At 51.9% G+C, this 23,042-nt stretch carries 15 protein-coding genes, 2 tRNA genes and 2 pseudogenes; all 19 read right to left on the bottom strand.

What is annotated here, in order from left to right:
* Positions 1–626: 626 nt before the first annotated feature.
* Complete coding sequence (locus tag K2H17_RS10325; RefSeq protein ID WP_300134484.1) at positions 627–1,793, bottom strand: PDDEXK nuclease domain-containing protein; 1,167 nt, start codon at positions 1,791–1,793, stop codon at positions 627–629.
* 100 nt (positions 1,794–1,893) lie between these two features.
* Positions 1,894–2,877: pseudogene (locus tag K2H17_RS10320) on the bottom strand (tyrosine-type recombinase/integrase).
* Between the two features lie 52 nt (positions 2,878–2,929).
* A pseudogene (locus tag K2H17_RS10315) lies at positions 2,930–3,181 on the bottom strand (DDE transposase); the annotation flags it as partial.
* The gene (locus K2H17_RS10310; protein ID WP_300134480.1) at positions 3,147–3,533 is read right to left on the bottom strand and encodes a hypothetical protein; all 387 of its coding nucleotides are present in this window, start codon (positions 3,531–3,533) and stop codon (positions 3,147–3,149) included. The pseudogene K2H17_RS10315 and the gene K2H17_RS10310, both read right to left, overlap by 35 nt.
* 134 nt (positions 3,534–3,667) lie before the next feature.
* Positions 3,668–3,946, bottom strand: a complete 279-nt coding sequence (locus tag K2H17_RS10305) for a transcriptional regulator (protein ID WP_300134478.1) — start codon at positions 3,944–3,946, stop codon at positions 3,668–3,670.
* On the bottom strand, positions 3,943–4,581 hold the full coding sequence (locus K2H17_RS10300) for a hypothetical protein (RefSeq protein WP_300134476.1): 639 nt from the start codon (positions 4,579–4,581) through the stop codon (positions 3,943–3,945). Before K2H17_RS10300 ends, K2H17_RS10305 begins: the two co-directional genes overlap by 4 nt.
* 415 nt (positions 4,582–4,996) lie before the next feature.
* On the bottom strand, positions 4,997–7,021 hold the full coding sequence (locus K2H17_RS10295) for a glycoside hydrolase family 65 protein (protein WP_300134474.1): 2,025 nt from the start codon (positions 7,019–7,021) through the stop codon (positions 4,997–4,999).
* Positions 7,022–7,249: 228 nt separating this feature from the next.
* Positions 7,250–7,323: transfer RNA gene (locus K2H17_RS10290), tRNA-Asp, on the bottom strand.
* Positions 7,324–7,541: 218 nt separating this feature from the next.
* Positions 7,542–7,615, bottom strand: a tRNA-Asp gene (locus K2H17_RS10285).
* 163 nt (positions 7,616–7,778) lie between these two features.
* Complete coding sequence (locus tag K2H17_RS10280; RefSeq protein ID WP_300134472.1) at positions 7,779–8,510, bottom strand: DNA alkylation repair protein; 732 nt, start codon at positions 8,508–8,510, stop codon at positions 7,779–7,781.
* Between the two features lie 193 nt (positions 8,511–8,703).
* Complete coding sequence (locus K2H17_RS10275) at positions 8,704–9,606, bottom strand: PHB depolymerase family esterase (RefSeq protein ID WP_300134470.1); 903 nt, start codon at positions 9,604–9,606, stop codon at positions 8,704–8,706.
* Positions 9,607–9,623: 17 nt separating this feature from the next.
* Positions 9,624–10,397, bottom strand: a complete 774-nt coding sequence (locus K2H17_RS10270; RefSeq protein WP_300134499.1) for a glycerophosphodiester phosphodiesterase family protein — start codon at positions 10,395–10,397, stop codon at positions 9,624–9,626.
* A 31-nt stretch (positions 10,398–10,428) separates the two neighbouring features.
* Positions 10,429–12,681 (bottom strand): glycoside hydrolase family 31 protein, encoded by a 2,253-nt coding sequence (locus K2H17_RS10265; protein WP_300134468.1) that lies wholly within the window; start codon positions 12,679–12,681, stop codon positions 10,429–10,431.
* Positions 12,682–12,689: 8 nt separating this feature from the next.
* Positions 12,690–14,231 (bottom strand): calcineurin-like phosphoesterase family protein, encoded by a 1,542-nt coding sequence (locus tag K2H17_RS10260; protein ID WP_300134466.1) that lies wholly within the window; start codon positions 14,229–14,231, stop codon positions 12,690–12,692.
* A gap of 55 nt (positions 14,232–14,286) precedes the next feature.
* Positions 14,287–15,936 carry a RagB/SusD family nutrient uptake outer membrane protein gene (locus tag K2H17_RS10255; RefSeq protein ID WP_300134464.1) on the bottom strand — a complete coding sequence of 550 codons (1,650 nt, stop codon included), beginning with the start codon at positions 15,934–15,936 and terminating at the stop codon, positions 14,287–14,289.
* Positions 15,937–15,964: 28 nt separating this feature from the next.
* Positions 15,965–18,931, bottom strand: coding sequence for a SusC/RagA family TonB-linked outer membrane protein (locus K2H17_RS10250; RefSeq protein WP_300134462.1), 2,967 nt, complete (start codon positions 18,929–18,931; stop codon positions 15,965–15,967).
* A 15-nt stretch (positions 18,932–18,946) separates the two neighbouring features.
* Positions 18,947–20,548, bottom strand: coding sequence for a BACON domain-containing protein (locus K2H17_RS10245; protein WP_300134460.1), 1,602 nt, complete (start codon positions 20,546–20,548; stop codon positions 18,947–18,949).
* Positions 20,549–20,584: 36 nt separating this feature from the next.
* A complete protein-coding gene (locus K2H17_RS10240) occupies positions 20,585–21,562 on the bottom strand; it encodes a BACON domain-containing protein (RefSeq protein ID WP_300134458.1) in 978 nt (325 codons plus the stop codon).
* Between the two features lie 644 nt (positions 21,563–22,206).
* The gene (locus K2H17_RS10235; RefSeq protein ID WP_300134456.1) at positions 22,207–23,007 is read right to left on the bottom strand and encodes a DeoR/GlpR family DNA-binding transcription regulator; all 801 of its coding nucleotides are present in this window, start codon (positions 23,005–23,007) and stop codon (positions 22,207–22,209) included.
* Between the last annotated feature and the right edge of the window lie 35 nt (positions 23,008–23,042).

The raw sequence follows: 23,042 nt of genomic DNA, 5'->3' as shown, positions 1-23,042 counted from the left end.
ATATACAACCAAACATATGGTCAACTAATTGATTAGCCAATCCGATATCGAATTATATAACTAATCAGTCAAGTGGTTAAACGGATAACCAATCTGATAGTTGGTTAGCTATCCAGCTATCTATCCGATGAGTTATCTATATGGTTGGTCAGATAATTTTCTATATAGCTGGCGAGTCAACTCATTATCCACGATGCAAAGATAATGTCCCACGATATGATTTTCCAAATTTTTTCGTGGGTGTTCCGTGAAATTCCGTTTTGGTTCCGTTCTTTTCCCTTCTCATTCCGTTCTTTTAGGAGCATGACAGCGTCAATATAAGCACTAAAGTCCGGCATTATCCGGACTTTCTGACTGAGTGATGTCGCCGTCGCGCAGCGAATAATGCGCAACTGGTGCCACACACGTCAGTATGGAGAACACGACTTTGGAGTGTTCTCTCCTCCTTCCACGCAAGGTTGTTTTGTGGATACGACCGAGTACCCCAAAACCTTTTCAGGTACCTGAAAAGACACCTTGCTGTGGTCGCGTGACCACCAAATTTTTCAACCCTAAAATCATAGATATTTGTCAGAATTGCCATATGGCTTACCATCCCGATTGCATATAGAAAACTGCTATCCTAATCAGAGCAGCTTCTTCAATTCGTCCATATCAGGGAGAGTGTCTTTCAGCATTTCGGGCATTTCTTTAGTGGTAGTGTAAGTGGCAACGCCCATCGGTTTGTCATAATCCTGCATGACATATTCCACAAAACTTCTGTTTGCCTCCTTGCATAGGACGATGCCGATGGATGGATTCTCATGGGGCTTCTTCTCCTTGTCATCAAGAATCCGCAGATAAGTCATCAGTTGGGCAAGATAGCTGGTCTTGAATTTTCCTGTTTTAAGCTCGACCACTACCAGTGCGTTCAGCTCCCGGTTGAAGAACAACAAATCCGGGAAAAATTCTTCGGAATATATTTCAAGATGATACTGATTACCGACGAAAGTAAAGTCTCGTCCGAAGGTCATTATGAATTTCTTGATGTTGTGTACAATCTGCTGCTCGACTACACGCTCGTCAATATCCTGTAAATCCCGCTCGCCGATTTCCTCTGTGTTGATAAAGTCCAACGCATATGAGTCCTTGAAGGCAAGAACTGCCTTTCTCGCCAGTTGACCATCAGTAATGGTCAGTCCGAAATTATTGGGGATGTCTTTGCATTTGCCATAATCATTATCCTTGATTGATTTCTTCAGCGCACTGACCGACAGGTGTTCCTCAGCACACTTACGAATATAGTAATATCTTGCCGAAGTGTCTTTTACCCCGCTGAAAATTTGAATGTGATGGGTGAATGGAACCTTGAAGAAGTCCTCTACAGGGAATTCAGCCAAATTCGGTATTCGCAATTCCCGAAATATATCTATCTGGTCATCAGCATCCTTCAATTCGGTAATCGCGATTACCGAATTATCAGTCGAAGGATTTTGCTCTATCCCGATTGCCGAATCAGAGTCAAACATAGCCCAAGCCTCATAGAACTGACGCATCTTTTTGAGGCTTTCTGCGGAATATCCTCGCATACCCGGAAGCAATTTATATATTCTCTCGCTGATACGGTCAAGTGCACCTGTACCCCAGAAACCTTTCCGTGTATTCTGAGAGACATATTTACCAATCCAGTAGTATGTAGCAAGCTGAATGCGATTTACCCCTTTCAAGGCCTCGTATTGCCCTTGCAGTATGGCGGATTTTATAACTTCCGCTGCATGATTGTATATCTGCGTTATTGCTGTATTCTGTTCCATATGCAAATTTACTGATTATTTGTCGGTTGGTCAAATTTCCTTCGGAATCGCACACAGAGCTAAGGCTCGATATGCGCTATTTGCCAACTCGCGAATAAGATTATTTGTTGATTGCCGAAATAACGGCCATTATTTGTTCCGAGGTCATACCCTTTAGCAATTCGATGGCCTGTTCTTCTTTTGTCGCCCCTGATTCCTCCGGCGCTGTTGCCGAGGATTGTTTCTTGGCGAAGACGTTGCGTAGCGTTTCATCGGTCTTGGTGGTGTCGAAGCTACCCATATATCGTTCGGTTGTGGCGAGGTTGCTATGACCGAGGATATTCTTTATCGCAGATGACTCCGCCCCGGACTCCTGCGCTATATGTGCGAATGAGTGTCGGCTGATGTGCATTGACAGAGGCTTCTCTATTTCCGCTTGCTATGCAATCTTTTTAAGATATTTGTTGATAAGGGCATTCTTTGATGAAATATCCTGGTACATCTTGTGGCGCAGTTCCGGACGCATCCTGTCCTTGTCGGCTTGCGTCACATATCCGGCATATTCCGCATCATTTGAGAGCAATGGAAAAATATAATCCGTAGCCTTTGCGTCCTCCCGCTGATAATGGCGCAGGATTTTAATGGCCTGCTCAACGAGAAGAAGGTCGCGCTCTTTATGGTTCTTGCCCATCTGGTAATGCAATCGGCCGGAGGCGGTGACGTTGCCCCATCGCAACTGAATCAAATCGGCAGCACGGATTCCTGCGCAATAATAGCTAAACAAGAAATAATTCTTACAGTGCCATATCAGTGAGCCTTCTTCCAATTCCAGATTGATGATACGCTCCATTTCCGAGTCATCAAGTTTTTCCTTGATAGTCTTTACGCCTTTGTATTTGAATACAAGAAACGGATCCTTTGAGGCCTCCATTATACCGACTTCGATAGCGCGATGAACAAGCGTGCGGAGGATATTGAACTGCACCTCGATAGTGTTCGGATGCAACAGTTTCCCAGGCTCACGCTCATTTTCCCACTTGTGGAGAAAGTTGTCAAAGCGAGTCAGTAGCTCAACCGTCATGTCGGCAACAGTAATGTCAGCCATACGCCGTTTCTTTCGGAATGCGTCCAGTTTATTTATTAACGCGAGTTCGAGATAAGGAACGCTCTCTTGTGCGGGCATCTCGGTTGGTCACAAACGTATATAGTTCGCCGTTGGAGAGCGAAGACTCATCTATTGCAAGCCGGGGACCGATGTTGTCGGGGAACAAAAGCCACTCGTCAGCGTGTTCCAGCTGATCCCAGTCACGGAAACCACTCAGTATTTCCTTATATTGTTTTTCAAACGTATGTCCGTCGATATGGTAGAACTCCTCAAGCATACGGCAGGTCTCCGGGAACGTCTCCATACGTCTCTTTTAAAAAAGCTCCAAATTCTTTGGAGTAACGTGTCCCTTTGGCTACGACATCGAGGTCAATCGGAATGCTGAAGCTCTTGCCTGTGCGAATGTCTGTCCACCGCCGGCGTCGTATCCGCAGGATGACCTTATGATCCCGTATCGGAAAGTCGGTGACATTTACCGCATCCATGAAGCCTTTGGATTCAAAATGGGCATCATCGCTCAATTCCGGATGCATCTTCTCATCAAGCCTGATGTGAATCTCCGTGGCTGTCTGCTCAACGCCTGCTATTGTAAAATAATCAAGTATCTGAGAGGGCAAAACTATCTGCGCCAACATCTGTAAGTAGTCATTTTCCATAGCACAAAGTTCGCTATAATCTTTGGCTGTGAAAAATTTATTTCCACACTGATTTTCTATTGACCCTTTATAACGCCCCAAGTTGCGGAAATCAAAAACTAATTTTCACAACTTGGAGTATTGGTTGGGGTGGGTCAGCCGATGTATTCGCGGAGGGTGGTGACGTAGTTTTCGAAGGCTTTGCGGCCGGTGGGGGTCAGGCGGCATAGGGTGCGCGTCTTTTTTCCGACAAATCCTTTTTCGATTGCCAGGTAGCCTGCGGCGGATAGTTTGTCGAGCTGTACACTGAGGTTGCCGGCTGTCGAGTTGGTTTTCTCTTTGAGGTAGACAAAGTCGGCTTCGACGATGTTCATGAGTATTGACATTACGGCAAGGCGCAGCTGTGAGTGGATCAGTGGATCGAGCTCTTTCATTTTGCGGTTGCTTTGAGTTTCCGGAGGACGATGAATGCGGGGACTACAAACATCAGCAAGAAGCTGAGGATGTAGAGGGGGACTACCCATGTGATCAGCACCGGGAGATGGCAGAGCTTGGCGCAGATGATTCCAAAGCCTGAGATGATGGAAAAGATTCCGCCGAATGTGTAGGCATGCTCTTTCATGAGCACCCCTTCCATTGTGGCGCCGAAGCCTACGATGATGAAGGCGTAGTAGAGCATGGCGAGCCATGCCTGTTGATAGCCGCAGAGGTGGAATGCCAAGCAGAGGGCGGTGAGCAGGATTGCGAGGAGGCTGACGGTTTTCCAAAGGGTGTTTCTGATCTGGTCGATTCTGCTTACAGCTTTTTGCATTGACTGTGATTTTCGGACCATGAGTGCGTTGACCGGCAGTCCGATCAGGGGGATGGCAAACCACAGATAGTTGAACTGCGGGTTGCGTGTCAGCATGAGCAGGATGAGGGTTGCGGCTGCTGTTACGATGGAGAGGAGTGCCCACATGAGTGAAATTTTCAGATTCAGCTTGGCGATACGCGGTTGCGGACGGGTGGTCTCGATCATGTCTGTGATGATTGAGAGGCTTTCCTGTGGGGTGAGATTCTTGTTGTTCATCGGAGGATTGGGTTTAGAGAGATTTGGAGAATGAGGTTGGTAAATCGGTTTATAATGTAAACCAGTGGTTGAAAAATATAAGGAGCGAGTTCGCGCGCAGTCACTCCTATGATTTCGATACAAAGATAAAGCGGTTTATTTTATAAACCAAATTTTCGGGCGATTTTTTTGTTGAATGTTTCGGGAAATGCGGGGCGAAAGGTGGGGAATAATTGAATTCGCGATATGAAATTCCGTCTGAATCCGGACATAAGTCAATTTCAAACACTTCTTGCGGTGGGGATGAAAAAGCAAGAGTGTAATCGTCTTTTGGGTGGAGTTATGGATGGTGGTATGTATACATTGCGGGCCGGATATGAGGCTGGTCAGTTGACGGGTGCTCATATCCGGCCCGGTAGTATTTTCAGATCAGGGGTCAGCGGCTTCTGGTGTAGGTCTTTTTGTCGGGACCGACTCCGGTTACGGTTACTTTTTTCCAGTGAGAGGGTAGGGCGGAGGGGAGTTGCTTGATGCCGTTGTCGGTGATTTCAAGTCCGCAGAAACCGTTGATCACGGCCTGGACGAATCCGCCTGCGCCGGTGGTGAAGTATGGGTTTGTTCCGCCTGCGCCTTCCGATACCACTCCAAACGGTGGCAGCTGGTTGGGCCGGTAGCTGCGCACAAAGAGCTCATAGGCTTTGTCGCCGTCACCGAGGCGGGCATGCTGGATGGCGAATACGGCGAATGACATAGCCGGTCCGCGGGGATTGATCTTGTTTTCGTAATATTCCAGATCGCGCTTAAGCTGGGCGGGATCGGTGATCACGGCCAGCGGGTAACCGAGCAGATTGACATCGGCCTGTTTGATTGTCTGTCCGGCATAGCCCTCGTATTCGAGTGTGGTTCCGTCGTCGGCTTTCGGGATGCGGAGGTTTGAGGCTACCTCGCTCCATGTCGCCGGAGCATGGATGCCGCAGACTTTTGCTGCCTTGACAGCCGCCTGAAGGGCTTTGATTGCGGCGCCGTTTGTGAAAGCGTTGTCATCGACCCCGATGGCGTATTCGTCGGCGCATACCACGTTGCGCACCGAGTAGCTTCCGTCCGGATTTTTCTCTGCGCGGCTGACCCAGAAATCCGCAACCTTCTCCATCATCGGGAAGCCGTGGTCGCGCAGCCATCTGCGGTCGGCGCTCATGCAGTAGTAGTTCCAGGCGGCAATGGCGATGTCGGCAGTGATATGATGCTCGAATGCGCCGGTCAAAGCCCATACCGGGCAGGATTCTTCTCCGGAGTCATCGCTTTCCCAGGGGAACATGGCGCCGTCATATCCGTAGGCCAAAGCCCGTTTTTCAGCCTGCCGCAGGCGGTCGCTGCGGTAGTCTATCATTGAGCGTGCTATACCTTGGTTGAGAAACAGCATCGGAGGGAACATCCAAAGTTCTGTGTCCCAGAATATGTGGCCGTTGTAGCCTGTTGCCGACAGTCCGAATGGCGGAATGCTCAGGCGCGAACCTTTGCGGGCGCTGGAATAGAGATTGTAGAGCGAGAAGCGGACTGCGCGCTGGGCGTCGTCGTCACCTTCGATGATCACATCTCCTTCCCACAGTTCGTCCCACAATCTCTGGTGGGCGCTCAAAAGACGGTCAAGACCCTCTTTGGCTGCATAGGAGATCTGACGGTCGCTCTCTCCGTAAGGGTCAGTGAAGTCGCGTCCTGAGCATACACTGCCGATGAGCGAGAAGGTAAATGTCTTACCTTGGGGGATTTCTATGCTGAACGAGTGCTTGTCATTGTCGATCAGGTCGCTGTCAGGCGTCTTGTCATCAAAAAGAAATGAGGCCGAGGCTGAAACCGGGACAGCGCGGTTTTTAGAAGGGGCGCTGACGCGGAGTATCTTGAGATTCTGGCCGTCGACTGTCAGATGGCGCACAGCCGGAGTAGGGGATCTGTACATGTCCGGCATGGAGATGGTGTTTTTGACTGTCAGTGAGATGTCTTTGAGAGCATGGACCGACACTGTCACGAGTCCCGCATAGGGCATGTTGCGCAGGGCGCGGATGTCATAGGTGATTTCAGCGTCATTCCCGAATTTGAATTTAGTGGAGTGGACCGCGTTGCGCATGTCGATTGTCTGGCTCCAGTCTGAAATGGATTTACCGGATACTTTCCTGTCGTCGACGGTCAGTTGCAGGTTGAAAGGGTTGATCCCTTTGAGAATGCTGCTGATTCCCATCGGCTGCTTGGAATCGAAGACGCTGTTGAGTATTACTTCTTTTATGGCAAACGGTTCTTTCCACGGAAGGATTCCGATACCGCCGTTGCCGACAACGGTCCCGTAGTAGGGCGAGGCGGAATAGTCGTTTGTCCGGATTTTCCAGCCGTCTGATTCGGCGGGAGTGTTTGTTTTAGCGGTAGCAGAAAAGCAGAGGAGGCTCAGAATGATGATCAGGATGTGTCTCATTTTGGAGTCTGGAATCTTTGAATTTGACGATTTAAGGTTAGTGATGAATGATACAAAGATAAGATTAATTTCTGTGATTTTCAATAGGATAGTCAAATTGTTTTGCGCTTTGTCAGCCTGCTTCCTGTCTCTGTTGTTTTGGCTGTTTCGGGCTGTGGGGTAGAAATAAAAAAAGAATGAGTAATGTAGAATAAATTCTAACAATTACTCATTCTCCTCTCTCCTCAGCGGTATGGACGGGACTCGAACCCGCGACCCCCTGCGTGACAGGCAGGTATTCTAACCAGCTGAACTACCACACCAAGTTGAGTCTTTCTGAACAGCGGCTGATCGTTTCGCTTAACGTCATTTTGCTTGCTGTTCCGTTTCTGTGTGCAAAGGTAAGACCAATTTTTAAATTATGCAAATATTTTGCGAAAAATATGCGCAAAAAATTCAAGGGCTATAAAATTGAGATAAAAAAAAGAATGAGTAACCAGGACCGAAGTCCAAAAAATTACTCATTCTCCTCTCTCCTCAGCGGTATGGACGGGACTCGAACCCGCGACCCCCTGCGTGACAGGCAGGTATTCTAACCAGCTGAACTACCACACCAAGTTGAGTCTTTTTGTAAAACGGAGGCTTGTCGTTTCGCTTAACGTTGCCGTTGTTTCCGTTTTGCGAGTGCAAAGTTAGAAACTATTTTGGATTCGTGCAAATATTTTGTGAAAAAAATGTGTGAAAAGTGAAATATTTCTCTTTTAGGCTGATTATTGGTCTATTTTGCGGGTGATTTTAGCTCCAAATAGTGCTTTCGCAAGGGTGCCGGTAGTTTTTCAATGGCATATCTGAGCATTGTCCGCGGCATCACATGAGCATGGCGGTCTAAAAAATCGTACAGCATGGCTTCATTTCCGCGCTTGCCCATTTCGCGCAGCATCCATCCGGTCGCTTTCCGGATCAGATCATGAGGGTGGGAGAGATAGCGCTGTGCGATGGTAAGGGTCGGTTCTGTCATGCCGTTTTTCAGCAAGGTCCATGTCGAGACCATGGCAATGCGCTGTTCCCAAAGGTCGGCAGAAAGGCTGAGACGGTCGAGAAGCTCGGTCTGTCCGCTTTCGCAGACATATTCGCCCAGGATTTTGGGTGCGGAGAGATCGACAAGGTCCCAGTTGTTGATCCCTTTTGTGTGCGAGAGGTAAAAGTCCACTATTTTACGCCGCAGTTCAGGATTTTTTCCGGCCTTGCGGTAGCGTTCGACCAGGACCAGCAGAGCCGAAAGCCGATGGTCATGGACCGGAGAGCCAAGCATTGCCTCGATGGCCTCAAAGGGAGCATCGGCCATGAGACGCGAAATTTTTCTCACTGCCGGGACAGTGTTGCCGAGAAAAATGTCTCCTTCGCCATACTGGCCGGGGCCTGTTTTGAAGAATCGCTGGAGAATTTCGCGTTTGCCCGGTATGATGTCTGAGGCCAATGCCTCCTTCCAGGTGTCAATGAATTCTGTCATGTCTGTCTGAGTGGTGGTGATGATGAAAGGTGCAAAAATACGAAGTAACTCTGAAAAATCAATGACGCGGAGTTGGCGTTGTTGATTTTTCAGAGTCACTTACAGTATTGATCGGAATTGGAAAATGAGTTCCTTGAGTGAGGCGTTTTCCGTAGGAGCGGAAGCCGTTTTTTGTCAAACCCCGTTGTCTCGGTTACTCCTTCTTGTGGGAGGCGGATGGGGGCGGTAGCAGCTGTCGGCTGAAAAAGTCCCAGATGATTTCTGCTGTCGGCAGATCCTGGGCAGCCCATGAGTGTTTGCCGCCATGAATCTCATAGAGAACAACCTCACGGCCGGAAGGTGCACCGGAGTGGACCGTCCGGGTGATCAGGTGTGACGGATCGCGCAGTGAAAAGAGCGAGTCGCTTTGCACTTTCGTGCAGCCATTGTTTTTGACAAGCGATCCGATGGCATTCGGAACCGGGATGTAGCACCCCCAGCCACCGTCGTTTGTCAGGTCGCCTTCCCAGCGGGAGGTGCGGTCGGCGTTTCCATGTATTTCAAGGAAATGGACCGGGATGGAAAGGCTGTGCTGTCGGTAGAGCCACTCGAATGCCAGTCCTGCGACTGAGGCATAAGCCCTGAAGAGTTCCGGAGCGGTGAAAGCCAGTTGATAGCAGAGGTCACCTCCGTTTGACATTCCGGCCATGAAGACGTTGTCGCGGCTGAGATTGAAGCGGGAGGTCACTTCTGACAGCAGCGAGCGGAAAAAATCGGCTTCGTCGACCGTCATTGACTCCTGTGGCGGATAGCCTACTTTCCATCCGTCTTTTCCGCGGGAGTCAGGCGAGCCGTCGGGATAGCAGACTGCGAAACCGTTCTTGTCAGCAACTTCGTTCAGATCCTTGAGCCAGCGCTTGGACGATCCGTAGCCGTGGGTGTAGACAACGAGAGGCGCGCCGGGCTTCAGTCCTTCGGGTAGATGGATGGCATAGGTGCGCACCGTATCGCCGTAGGCAAAACGATGTCTTTCAGGCTGCGGATCCTTAGCGGAGACTGTCGCGGACCATATAAGAGCAATGATCAGGAGCAGGCAGAAGGTGAGACTCTTTGACATGGCGCTTGGAGGGGTGATTATCTGTTGTGTGCTTTGAGGAGCGCCTGGAGACGTTCCGGCTCATTGGTGGTGATGAAATCCACGCTGTGATCGATACACCATTTCATGTCAGCTTCGGAATTGACCGTCCACACGTTGACGAGCAGTCCGAGATCGTGACACTCCTTGATCCATTCAGGGTGTTTCTTCATTACCTTCATCGCATAGTCGATTCCTGCGCCGCCCATCTGCTTGATCTGCGCAGGGACATAGTCTCCGTTAAGATAATAGACACCGGTGCCTTTGGGGGCATACTTGATAAAGTTCTTGAAGCCGTCGGCAGAGAAAGTTATGTAGTCGACTTTGTCCTGAAGCCCATATTTCTTGACCATTGCCAGGATTGCTTTGACAGCTGCTTTCTCATGCGAGCGGCTGTTGTGGCTTTTCATCTCGCAGACTATGCGCGAGGGCAGTTTTGAAGCTGTGGCAAGATATGATTCGAGAGTGGGGACGTGTTCTCCGTTGGAGAGCTTCTCGGCGAGTACGCGCGATGCGGGCGACGATTCGATGTGCACTCCGTTGATGTCGGGATCGTGGTTGACCACAAGAACACTGTCGGCTGTCATCCACACGTCGAATTCCGACGCATAACAGTGGATGGAGTCGGCTTTGACTATGGCGCGGATTGAATTCTGGGCCGAACCGTCGGTTTTCCAGTAGCCGCGGTGGGCTATGACCTTCGGTGACGTGGCCGCCATTGTGCCGGCCGCCACAAGAAGTGTGGCGGCGGCAAAAAGACGTGAGATCTTCATCATGTACATTTTTTGATGTTATGCTGAATGGTTAGAGATTATACTCGATGGTTACGGGCTTGTTGACGGCTGTGGCTGCGACTTTGACAACGCGGCATTTCGCGGCTTCGTCATATTCGGTTTTGGCCTTCTTGCCGTTGACAGTCACTTTGGCGTCATCCTTGAGACCCGGAAGTTGCAGCCGGTAGGAGCGGCGGGTGGTCTGACCGGGATATGAGCCTTCTGCGGGGCTTACGGTGACAGTAGCCTTGGAGCCTTTCTGAGTGTAACGGAGGGCGGTGGTTGCGTATGAGCCTTTCTGATAATCGAGCGAGATACCGTCGTCCTCATAGAGGCTGAACACATTGTCGGCATCATTGGCCGCAGGGTAGACGCGCATCACGAGGGTTTCGAGAGCCGCAGTGGCCGGACGCGGAGTGTAGGGCTGCATCGGAAGCACCCATCCGCCTCTTACGTAGAGGGGGAACTCTTCGAGCGGCTTTTCGATCTGGGCTGTCTGTCCGCCGTCCTTGCGTTCGTGGGTGAAATAGTCGTACCATACCTCACCCTTGGGGAACCACACTTTCTGCGATGCCACTTTGTCGGCACCCATGCCGGGGGTCGAGATCGGGGCGGCGAGAAGAATGTCGCCGAAGGTGAACTGCTGAGGCTGGTCGAATGATTCCTTCTGATCGCCGTAGTCGATGAACATGGAGCGGTTGAGAGGCACCATTGTGTTGTGTGTCTGCCATACGCTTGAATAGATGTAGGGCATCATTTCGGAACGCATGTGATACATTCTTCTCATCGCCTTGGTCTCGCGGTCGCCGCTGATCCAGGGACGGCGGTCGAGGCGCTTGTCTTTGGTCGAGTGGACGCGGAGAGCGGCAGAGAGAGCACCGAACTGAGTCCATCTTACCGTCAGCTCAGGATTCGGATCGCCACGGAAACCGCCGATGTCATGGGCCCAGTAGTAGCATCCGCCCTGGCCGCTGCAAGCCGTGAGCTTGACTTCAAAAGAGAGGAGTTCCCAGTTGGCCTGTGCGTCGCCGGAGAACTGGATCGGATGACGGTGGTCGCCCCAACCGGCCCAGCGGCTGTAACCGGCTCCGCGCTTGCCGTTGCGCTGCGAGTCGCGGTAATATAGTTCGTTGATCCATGCGAGAGTGGTCGAATGGTGTCCGCGCACATGGGGATAGAGATAGTTCTGCTGCCAGTCAAGCCACCAGAAATCAACTCCCATGTCTTCGCTCGGACGGTGGGCATAGTCAAAGAATTTGGCCATGTAGTTGCTGTCGGCGGTATTGAATAGGGGGACAGTGCCGTCTGTGACACCGAGAGCCTTGATGAAAGCGGGATAGTGTTCTTCGTGGGGGCGCATGCCGTCGTGGGGGTGGTCGTTGAGCGAGACGGTCACTCCGCGTGCGTGGCAGGAGTCAATCAGCGCTTTCGGATCAGGGATCAGCTCGCGGTTCCAGGTGTAGCCGTTCCAGTTGAGATGTCCGTTGTGGCCGGTTCCGACAGTGGCATCGTTTGTGTGCCATCCCATGTCGAACACGATGTTGTCAAGAGGGAAATCGTTTTTGTCATATCCGCGTATGATGTCAAGAAACTCGTCGGATGTGTAGTCCCAGTAGCGGCAATACCAGACACCGTGGATATATTTCCGCGTCATCGGCACCTTGCCGCTGATTGCGCCGAGACTGGCGAGGGCGGCTTTGTAGTCGTTGCCGTAGACGAAGCAGTACTGGTCCTGGATGTGCGATTCGGTGTCGCGGGGCTTGATCCAGCCGTTGACAAGGAGGTCAGTGCGCTCGTCGTCGATCATATACCATCCGTCCTTGCTGAGAATACCGTCGTTCATCGGGATCTCTTTGGTCACGCGGTCAAGGGTCTCTACCGGACCTCCGAGATTGTTTTTCGGCAGGAAGCGGTTGGTGAATTTTTTCTCTTTGCCGTCAAGAGTGTAGAAGACATGGAGATTTGAAGTCGAGAAGGGGAAGCCGTCGTTCTTGTACCAGATGCGCAGGGCCGGGGTCTTGATCTCGTAGCAGTTGTCGCCAAGCTCACGGACGGAAATCTCCTCGGCAGCAAGCATGCTGTTGCGGTCATAGGCGAAGAGGGTCGGATCGTCGATGAATCTGGCATCGTTGGCATATTCGAGGCGCAGAAGCGTCGGGGTGATGATTGAAAGACGGTTGTTGCCGAAGACCATCGGGTTCTGTACCGCGGTCTCCGCAAAGGCCATTAGCCCTGACGATAACATCAGGGCTAATGAAAGGAAATTTTTTATGGCTTTTCGCATGATTCGGATTAGTTGTTGGTAATGGTTTCGGTGTAGACGTTGCCGAAGCTGTCGGTGGCACGGAAACTTACACTCTGCCAGTTCTGCTGGGGAGTATAGAGGAACATGTGGTCGTTATTGTCCTCCGGTTTTGATCCTCCGTGGTTTGCGGGAAGTTCGCCGTTGGCCTGGCAGGCTTTGCGGACATCCGGATCCCAGCATTTGCCTCCGTTAAGCGAAGGGATTAGGCGGGCGCTTGCGGGAAGTTCGGTCCAGTCTCCGGCATCTTCCTTGACTTCTACGGTCCAGTCCTCGTGCCAGCAGAAGATGTTGGCGAGAATCTTGTCATAGGGATCGCCTTCTTTCTTGGCAGGATTCCAGAGCACGGCGTCTTCCGGACGGTAGAGCTTCATCTGATAGTTGCGGTCACAGCCGTCGCCGACAAAATATTTATTGACAAGAGAGTTGCCGTTGAACACCATTGCTCCATAGCCGCGGGGCGATCCGTCGTTGCAGAGAGGATACCAGTATGCGCCCATGACGGATGCGAAGGTGGTTTCTGTGATGTTGGAGGCAATTGTGGTTGTGTAGTGGTTGTGGCTGTGGCCGGAAAGGATCTGCACTTCCTTGAAATCCTTGACCAGATCATAGAGAGCCTGGTGGTTGGTGATATGGGCTGAGCGGTTGCGGCGCATGGTGGGGATGTGCAGACCTATGATGATGGCCTTGTCGGCATCGACATAGCTGAGGTCTTTCTCAAGCCATTCGAGCTGGGCCTCGGTGATGGTGCCTGTGTAGTCATTGCGTCCGTTGACTCCGCTGTAAAGAACATCGTCGAGCACTACGAGGTGGCAGTCACCGATATTTGTCGAGTAGTATGTCGGGCCGAGTGCATCGCGGAAATCCTTGTCGCTTTCGGTGTCGTTCTTTATGCCTTCGTTGTGGTCATGGTTGCCGATGACAGCGAACACGGGCACAGGAAGATTGCGCATTTCCTTGGCATAGATGCCGAAGTAGTCCGGCTTGTTCCAGACGATGTCGCCGAGCGAGATGCCGTAGACGTTTGTTGAAAGTGTTGATGCGAATTCGGCCATGCGGGGAACCATCGCAGTGAATTCTGTGATGTCCTTGTCGTTTCCGATCTGAGGGTCGGCCATAGTGAAGAGAGTCCATTCGGTTTTCTTCGGGGTTGACACCAGACGGAAATCGCGCTGGATGATAGCAGCATCGGAAAAATCAAGTGTCTTGTAGAACTTGGGATCGCCGAGATGGGTCGGAAGCTCACAGTCGGAGGGCACTGAAATAAAGACGTGCTGCCGGCCTGTGGTATACATCTGATATTCTCCGTTGGCGTCTGTCGTCATCACATTGATGCCGTCGCTGACGACAACTCCCTGGCGCGGTTGTCCGTCGACGGTTACGCGGCCTACGAGATTTTTGCCAAACTGAGCTTTGATTGTAAGCGGATCGGAATCAGCGCCGGGTCTGCGTTCGGCAACTACGTCGTCGGAACATGATGCCATGACGCTGACTGCCACAAGCGCTGATGCTATATATCTGAAAAATTTCATAGAAACTGAACTTTAAATGATGGTTTTAATTGAGGAGAGAGGACTGGTTGGCGGATTAGAGTGGATTCTGCTCAAGAAGCGGGTTGCCTGCGATTGCCTCTGACGGAAGCGGGAAGCGCTTCTTGTTGTCGTTGGTCGGCTTGTGGGCCCACCAGCTTTCGGTCGTGTAGAGACCGAGACGGATGAGGTCGGTGCGGCGACGGCCTTCACCGAGGAACTCGATCTGCCATTCGTCGGCCATACGGTAGACATCGAGATTCGCTTCGGTCACGGGGTCGGGGTCGTTGCCGTTGACGAAGTTGCGCTTGCGCACTTCGTTGATCAGCTGGGCGGCTCCCTTCTTGTCGCCTGCGCGCCATTTGCATTCGGCGAGCATGTAGTAGACTTCAGTGAAGCGCATACATGGCCAGTCGGGATTCCAGAGGAGGTCTTTGTCATCAACGTTGGGGATAGGCATTTTCACCAGACGGATTCCGGAGGCTTCCGAACCGTCCATCATGGTGCTGCTGTTGCCGTTTACGTTGACATAGTCCACAAGCACGATCTGCTGGCCGGCTTTGTCTTTCTGTCCGATTGCCACTTCGCCGGTGTAGGGGTTCTTCTGGAGACCTACGCAGAACATGCCTTCATATTCCTTGTTGCCGTGGTAGACATAAGGCTTCTTGCGGAGGTCGGCATCGTTGAACTTCTCGTAGCTCTTGCCGAGCTTGTAGTCCATGACGGGACCTCCTTCTTTCTCACTCGAGGGCGATAGCTGGAAACCGTTGTAGCGTGATGCCGGGAAGGGGCAGTTGAAGTATTTGTCGGCCTGGTGGTTGTAGAAATAGCGGTAATACCAGTTGAATTCCATCTTGGAGTTCTGTGAGGGTACATACCAGACGGCTTCGGGCGACTTGTCATTGTCGAAGCAGTGGGGACCATACCAGGTCTTGTCGATGTCATAGGCGCCGTATGTGCCTTTGATAAGCTCTTCGCAGATGGCTGCGCATTCGGCATAGCGGTCACCGGCACCGTAGGCTTCGGCGTTGAAGTAGAGTTCGGCAAGCATCATGGCTGCGGCACCCTGGCGGATGTAGCCGTCCTGAGCCTCTCCGAGCGATGCTTTGGGGCGGATCAGGGGGATTGCGTTCTTGAACAGTGTCTCGCAATACTCGAAAGTCTCCTTGTCGGTCGAACGGGCGCAGGGAGCGTCATTGTTGCTGCGGAAGATCGGGAGACCGCCGAAGTAGTCGAGACCGCGCATGTAGTACCATCCGAGGATGGCGTTGAGCTGGTTGATGTGGTCTTTCTTTACTTCATCGGAGAGTCCGATGGCATTGTAGTTCACGCCTGAGAGGTCTTCCTTGGCCTCAAGTGTACGAGCGATGGCTCCCATAGTGCCGTCCCACACGTTTTTGACGTGGCGGTCATCGCCGGTCCAGGTGTGTTCCTGAAGGCGGATGTACTCACCGTTGTTGTAGAAGTCGCTGCCGCGGGTCGGGCAGGCCATTTCGTCGGTGGTCAGTTCCTGAAGATACCAGCGTTCAGCGCCAAGATACCATTTCCAGTGGGTGAAGGGGCGGCATAGGATGGCGTAGGTGTTCTCCGGGCAGGTGATGAACGTGTCGGGGGTCACGCTGGAGTAGAATTTCTCGTCAAGGTCGCAGGAGAAGAGTGTGGCGCCTCCCAGCAGAGCCAGAGTTATATGTTTGAAGTTAAATTTCATAGTTCGTTGAATTTTGTCTAACATGGTTTTAGAATGTCAGCTGTACGCCGAAAGTCCAGCGGGTTGTCTGAGGATACATGTTGGCCGAGTTGCGGACATATTCCACACCGGGATAGAGGCCGTTGATGTTCACTTCGGGATTGTAGCCCTTGTAGTTGGTCCAGGTGTAAAGATCGCGGGCGGTGACATAGAAGCGTGCGCGGGTCAGATACTTGTTCCATTTGGCGGTGTTGAGTGTGTAGCCAAGGGAGACGGCGTCGATCTTGAGGAAGGATGCGTCGCTGAGGAAGTAGTCCGAGGTGATGCGGGTGTCGTTGATGGCCGCGTTGTCGGTATAGGCGATCTTCAGGACATTTTCCTGGGAGGTCGATTGCAGACCGTGGTAGAGGATGATTTCGCTGAACACATCGTAGTCAAGCCATGAGCGGAGGTTGATGCCGAGGTCAAAGTTGCGGTAGCGGAAGTTGTTTTCCCAGGAGATGATTGCCTTGGGGATCGCATTGCCGACCCAGTGCTTGTTGGCATCGACGAGGTTGTTGACTGATCCGTCTTTGGCAGGCACCACGTTGTTGTCCTTGTCATAGATGAGCCACTTGCCGTTTTCGTCAAGACCGGCGTATTTGAAAAGCCAGAACTGACCGATCTTCGAGCCGTTGACGAGTTTCTGCTCGTAGCCCATTGATGCGGGCATCGCTGAGGGGAGCATGAAGGAATCGCTGTCGCCGAGGTTCTTGATCTTGGTGGAGTTGTGGGAGATGCGGGCTGTTGAGCTCCATGTGAATTCACGCGACTGGAAGGGAACGCCTGTGATCTCGAATTCCCAGCCTGTGTTGGTGAGACTGCCGATGTTTTTCATCACTGTCGTGTAGACCATCGGGGGCACGGGTGCTGCAACTTCGAAGAGCATGTCGTCCACCTGGCGGTGATACCAGTCGAATTTACCGCAGATGCGGTTGTTGAGGACTGCGTAGTCAAGACCGATGTTAAGCTCTTTCTTTTCTTCCCACTTCAGGTCGGGGTTGATGTTTTTGGTCGAACCGTAGCCGGGCTGCCAGATGCCGTTGGTGGGATACATGTCGTTTGACTTGTAGGTGCGCACTGTGTAGCCGCTGCCGAAGTCGTTGTTACCGGTGACACCGTAGCCTACGCGGAGTTTGAGGTCATTGATCCAGTCGATTCCTTCCATGAAGTTCTCGCGGGAGATGCGCCAGCCGCCTGAAACAGACCAGAAGTCGCCCCAGCGGTTGTTCTTACCGAACTTTGATGAACCTTCGCGGCGGTAGCTGACGGTTGCCATGTATTTGTCGGCGAAAGAGTAGTTCGCACGTCCGAAGAACGAGAGAAGTCTTTGGCGCGGATTCTTGTTGGATGACATCGAGGCCTGGCCGTCGCTGAGGTCTGTACCGGCGCTCATGTCCCAGGGACCGATACCGTCGACTGTGAAGTTGGCGTTGGTCATTGAGAAGCTTTCGGTGCCTTCGTTTTCATAGAAGCTGTATCCGACAACGGCGTCAACGAAGTGTTCGCCGAATTCACGCATATAGTTGGCGTAGGCTTCGAACGATTTGTTGAGCGACTTGCTGAACTCGTGGGTAGCTTTGCCGCGCTTGCTTGAAGTGACACTTTCGTTGTGTTTCTGACCGTAATAGAGATTGTACTGGTACTGGCGCATGTCGAGACCCATTGTACCCTGTACGGAGAGACCTTTCATGAGGTTGATTTTCAGTGTGGCATCGCCGAGGAACCACTGGTCCTTGGCCGAGTAGTCCTTGTATTCGATGTCAGCCACGGGGTTCCATGAGTTGCCGCCCATGCCGACGCCGCTGACATTATAGTTCGACGGGTTGGCGGGATCCCACAGGGGGATTGTCGGGTTGAGTTCGATAGCCTTCTGGAAGGTGTAGGAACCGTTTCGCTTGTCGCGGTCAGCCTGGCGGAACTGGGCTTTTACACTGAGTTCGGCAACGCCGTCCCACATGCGGTAGCGTCCGTTGATGCGGCCTGAATAGTCGGTTCTGCCGTCACCTCTGACAATACCCTGCTGGTCGGAGTACATCAGCGATGAGTAGAGCTGGAGGTCTTTTGTGCCTCCGGAGATGGTCAGCACATGGCGCTGGCTGAGGGGATTGTCGCGGGTGAGTTCCTTGTACCAGTCGGTGTCATAGCCGTAGTCCTGGCCGAGACCGCGTTCGATATATTCCTGAGACGAGAGGATGTCGAGGTGTTTGCGGACGCTCTCGATGGAGAGTTCACACGAGTAGTTGACCTGAGTCTTGCCTTCCTTGGCTTTCTTTGTGGTCACGAGGATCACGCCTGCTGCCGCGCGTGTACCGTAGATTGCACCTGCCGATGCGTCTTTCAGCACGTCGATCGACTGGATGTCTTCCTGATTGATGGCGCGGAGGTCACCTCCGGGGATACCGTCGATCACAACGAGCGGACCCTGGCCGGCGTTGACCGAAGCGACACCGCGGAGCTGATAGCCGTTGGATGCGTTGGGCGATGCGCTGCCGGTTGTGGTGAGACCTGAGATCTTGCCCTGGAGAGCTGTGGCGATTGTCGCACCGCCCAGACCGGACATCATGTCGTCACCGCTGATGGAGGTGATGGCCGATGTCACGCGTTTTTTCTCCATTGTACCGTAGCCGACAACGACAACTTCGTCAAGCATCTTGTCGTCAGATTCGAGCACGATGTTATAGTGGGTTTTGCCGGACTGAACTTTCACATCGGCGGGAAGTTTGCCGACGTAGGTCACTTTCATGACCTGACCGGGTTTGGCGTCAAGTGAGAAATTGCCGTCGATGTCAGCCGCGGCTGCGAGTTTGGTGCCCTGGACCATGATTGTGGCGCCGGTCAGAGGTTCACCGTCGGTATCGGTCACTGTGCCGGTGACTTGTGCGGCAGCAGTCATGAAAGCCGTTGAAAGCAGACCGAGGAACAAGGCGCAAAACAACCCCTTGAGGCTTTTTGCAGTATAATGTCTGTGTTTCATTGTTGTTTACTGTTTTTATTTGGTCTCGATTCGGGTTACTTTAAGGTCGTCCATGAACCAGCGGAAATATGAAGTCTTGCCGTTGTCGGGATAAGTGGCTACGGACTGGAATCCATTGATGATGAAGGGTGTGGCGCCGATTATGATTTTAGTGTTAGCTGTGGCGCCGTTGATGGTGACTTTCATGTCAGTCCATTTCCAGGGGACGTTCTTGTCTGAATTGTGGAACGGTTCGAGTTCCTTGCTTTGGGTCTTGCTGACACCGTCGACGATTTCGCCGTCGCCTTCGATCATCACAGTGACTGTCACGGGGTCAGTGCCGTTTTTGGCTGCGCGGAAAGTCACATCTACGTTCGCGTAATGGCCGCCTTCGATCGGAAGACCGTTTTTGAGTCCGATTGCTGTCTGGGCACCGCCTTTGTTGAATTTCAGATAGCCGGCCATTGCATAGATGACTTTAGCCGAGGCATTGTAGTCGGTATATTTCTGGTTGAAAGGAGCGAGTACGTCGCTGAATCCGTTGGCGCCGAAATCCCATGTGTAGATGTTGCGGGCATTGTTTGGCGCGCCGCCATTGATGTTGCTGATCTGGTCGTCGCCGCCCTGCACCCATGAGAAGTCATCGTTGTAGTAGACAAAGCCTACTGCCTTGGAGTCAGGTTCGGGACGGTCCGAGAGCTGGAGCACGGGAGCGGTCAGCACAAGGCCGTGGGCTGTTGTGATGGTCACATAGCCTTCGCGGGCCCCTTCGGTATTGACCTCTGCGGTCAGTGTGACTTTGGTCTCGCCGGCTTCGCCGCTTGTGGGGTTGATAGTTAGCCATTCGGGTTTGGCAGTGAGAGTCCAGGACTCGATGCAGCCTACGGTGAGCTCGGTGCTCAGGCCTGTTGCCTCGGAAGCGGCGAATGTCAGCTTGGTGACGGGAGTGCCGTTTTCAGTAACAGTGAATACTTCACCGTCCTGGCGCACTGTTGTGTAGCGTGAGAGCGCACCGGCACTTACTGTGATTTTGGCCTCGCGTGCAGAGCCGGTGGTGTTGACGGCTGCTGTGAAAGTGATTTTTTCTTTGCCTGCTTCTCCTGAAACCTTTGACGGAGTGATCCAGTCGCAGCCTGCGGGAAGCGAGATTGTCCAGTCTGAGTTTGTGTCGATCGTAAAGGCGAGAGCCTCGTCCTCGGCGGCGTTACCCAGAGTGGTGACATTGATGAGTGCGGGAGAGACGGCGAGAGTGCCGACTTTCTTGTTCTGAGTGACGGCGAGGAGTTCTGTTTTATCCCCCCCTAAAAGTTTAATTTCCACAAAACCGGAGCGTTGTTCGCCTGTGTTTTCGTCGGCTGTCACGAAGATCTTGTGGCTGCCGCGTGTGCCGGACTCGCGCGAGAGGTGGATCCACTCGTCCTTCTGGCTTACGCTCCAGTTTCCGCTTGTGTTGAGTGTGAGCGACGGTTCCTCGCCCTTATCTGTCAGACCGTCATATTCCAGAGTGAACTCGCGGGTGTCGGCCTTGAAGTGGGCGGGAAGATTATCGTCATCGCTGTTACAGCCCGTGAGTGCAAGGCCGAAGCCTGCCGCAAGGGTAAGGGCTGATGCGAATATGAAATTTTTATGTAGTTTCATGTCTGTTGATTGTTCGGTTAATTAAGAATGGTGGTCTCAGCGTTCGATGCGCTCTACCTTGAGGTCATCCATATACCAGCGATAGGTTCCGCTGTTGTTGATGCCGTCCTTTACGTATGTCTGTTCGCCGATGATGACTTTGGTTTTCGATGTGATGCCGCGGAGGTTGACGCTTACGTCTGACCAGACGAGCTTGTCGGCTGACATGGCTACTGGGGCGCTGACAATGCGTGTGCCGGCCTGAGTGCCGCCGTCAATTGAGCCGTCGCCTTCGATGGCCACTACGACTGTGGTCTTGTCAGTGTTGTAGCGTGCACATTTGAAGCTGACTTTGACATTGGTCGATTTCTCAGGCGCGATGCCGAGATTGCGGATGGCGATGGCTGTGATGGTGTTGGTCTTGTCGAACTTGATATAGCCCTTCATTGTATAAACGGTCTTGGCATTGGAGTTCAGGTCCTCATAGTTTGCCTGGAATGTCGGAAGCGAACTTGTAAAACCGTTGGCAGCATAGTCCCAGGTATATATGTTGCGGGCATCGCCGATGGCCTGGTTGCCTACGTCGTCAGTACCGCCCACACACCATTCGAAGTTGTCGGAGAAGTAGACATGGCCCACGGGCATGCGGTCATCGCGGTCTTCTTCGAGGTTCTGGATGACGGTGATTGTCTCGCTGAGGTTCTGGCCGGAAGTGACGGTCAGGAAGCCTTTGCGGACAGCACCGCTTTCGTTTTCCTCAGCGAGGATGTTGACATTGACGGCGCCGCGTCCGGTCGGTCTGTCAACGGAAAGCCATTCGGCATCGCTGGTAACTACATAGCCTTTGTTGGCTGTGATTGTGAGTGTCGCAGCGGCTCCTGTGGAGAGTGTGCCTGTTCTGATCAGCTCCACGCGGTTTTGATCTACCTTCAGACGAGGTACTGCGTCTTCAGCCGTGTCGTCGACACCACACGACGTAAAGCCCACAAAGCATAGAGCTATCGCCGCAAGTGTTTTAAAGAATGGTTTTTTCATAAGGTTGATTGGTTATGTTGTTTTTGGTATTTTTATATGAAGATTTTCCGGACGTCTTTCTTGAGATTCCGGAATCGCTGCGGGTTAAGGATGGTTTGGATTATTGTTTTGTTTTTGTTCTGCATCCTGATGCAGGTTTTAGGGGGAATAGATTTCAGGCGGGTTTGTATAGGCGATATAATGTTGTGGACTGGTGCGGGAGCGAGACAACTCCCGTGGGGAACACTTTATTTATCGACTTTCGTTTTTAAACTGAAATGAAACATTATAGATTTCAAGTCGCAACAAAAGTATAATATATAAACTAATCCACAAAATTTTTTTAGTACTTTTTTTATTGATTTTTGATTAAAATTCAAAAATAGGGTAGCAAAAATGTCAATTTACTGGAATAGTGTTAAATTTGAACGCTTTTGCTTGATTCGAAATGAAACCTTTCGTGGCGTAAGATTATACTTGCCGGACTTATGTTTGCAGAGTGATGTAGAGTGATGCAGAGTCGCAATCCGTTAATTCCGATAGATCTGATGGCGGGAAAAAAAGGACACATGAGTCCTTGGCGGCTTCTATGGCGGAAAAACAGATGGAAACAGGGCGAAGGTTTAGGGCTGGAAGGGGAGAGAGGTCGGGTGGAGGGGAGGGCGTCAGGTCTGTGGGTCGACACCGGATGACGGGTCTTTGATGTCGACGATTCTAAGTTCGATGCCGAGATCCTCAATCGCCTGGCTGATCGTCGACGGGATGTTGGAGTCTGTGATGATGGTGTCGACATCTGTGATGTTTGCGATCTTGCTGAAGCCCCTGCGCCGGAACTTCGAAGAGTCGGCAAGAACGATGGTCTTCTGGGCTGTACGCATCATGACTTTGTTCAGGTCTGCCTCGCGTATGTCTGTGGTTGTGAGGCCGAAATCAAGATCGATGCCGTCCACTCCGATGAACAGTTTGCTGCAACAGAATTCGCTGAGAGGGGCTTCGGCGTGTTTGCCTACGACAGAGAGACTGCTGTGGCGCAGGGCGCCTCCGAGCTGGATCACCTCGATGTTTTCATTGGTGCCTAGGAACTCCGAGACTTTGAGAGAGGCGCTGATGACGGTCAGTCGGTGGATCGGCTTGATGCAGTGGGCGAATGCCAGGACTGTGGAGCCTGATGCGATGATGATCGAGTCGTCCTGCGTGATCATTGAGGCTGCTTCGCGTCCGATCAGTTCCTTTTCGCGTCGTGCGAGTTTTTCTTTCTCCAGGATGGAGCGGTTGTTGATATACGGATTGATCAGCACAGCTTTGCCGTGGCTTCGATAGAGTTTGTTTGCACTTTCGAGTTCCGTAAGGTCCTTACGGATCGTAACGGCCGATACGTCCAAAAGTAACGACAGGCTCGATACCGGAATGGATTCGTGACGGATGAGAGTTTCAAGGATCAGATTATGTCGTTCTTCTTTTGTCATATATAGAGGTTGTTTAAAAACAATAGTTAAAATCT

Source organism: Duncaniella sp., assembly GCF_029054785.1.
Taxonomy (GTDB): Bacteria; Bacteroidota; Bacteroidia; order Bacteroidales; family Muribaculaceae; genus Duncaniella.
The sequence above is the reverse complement of the archived record's forward strand: the minus strand, read 5'-3'. Positions and strand labels throughout refer to the sequence as shown.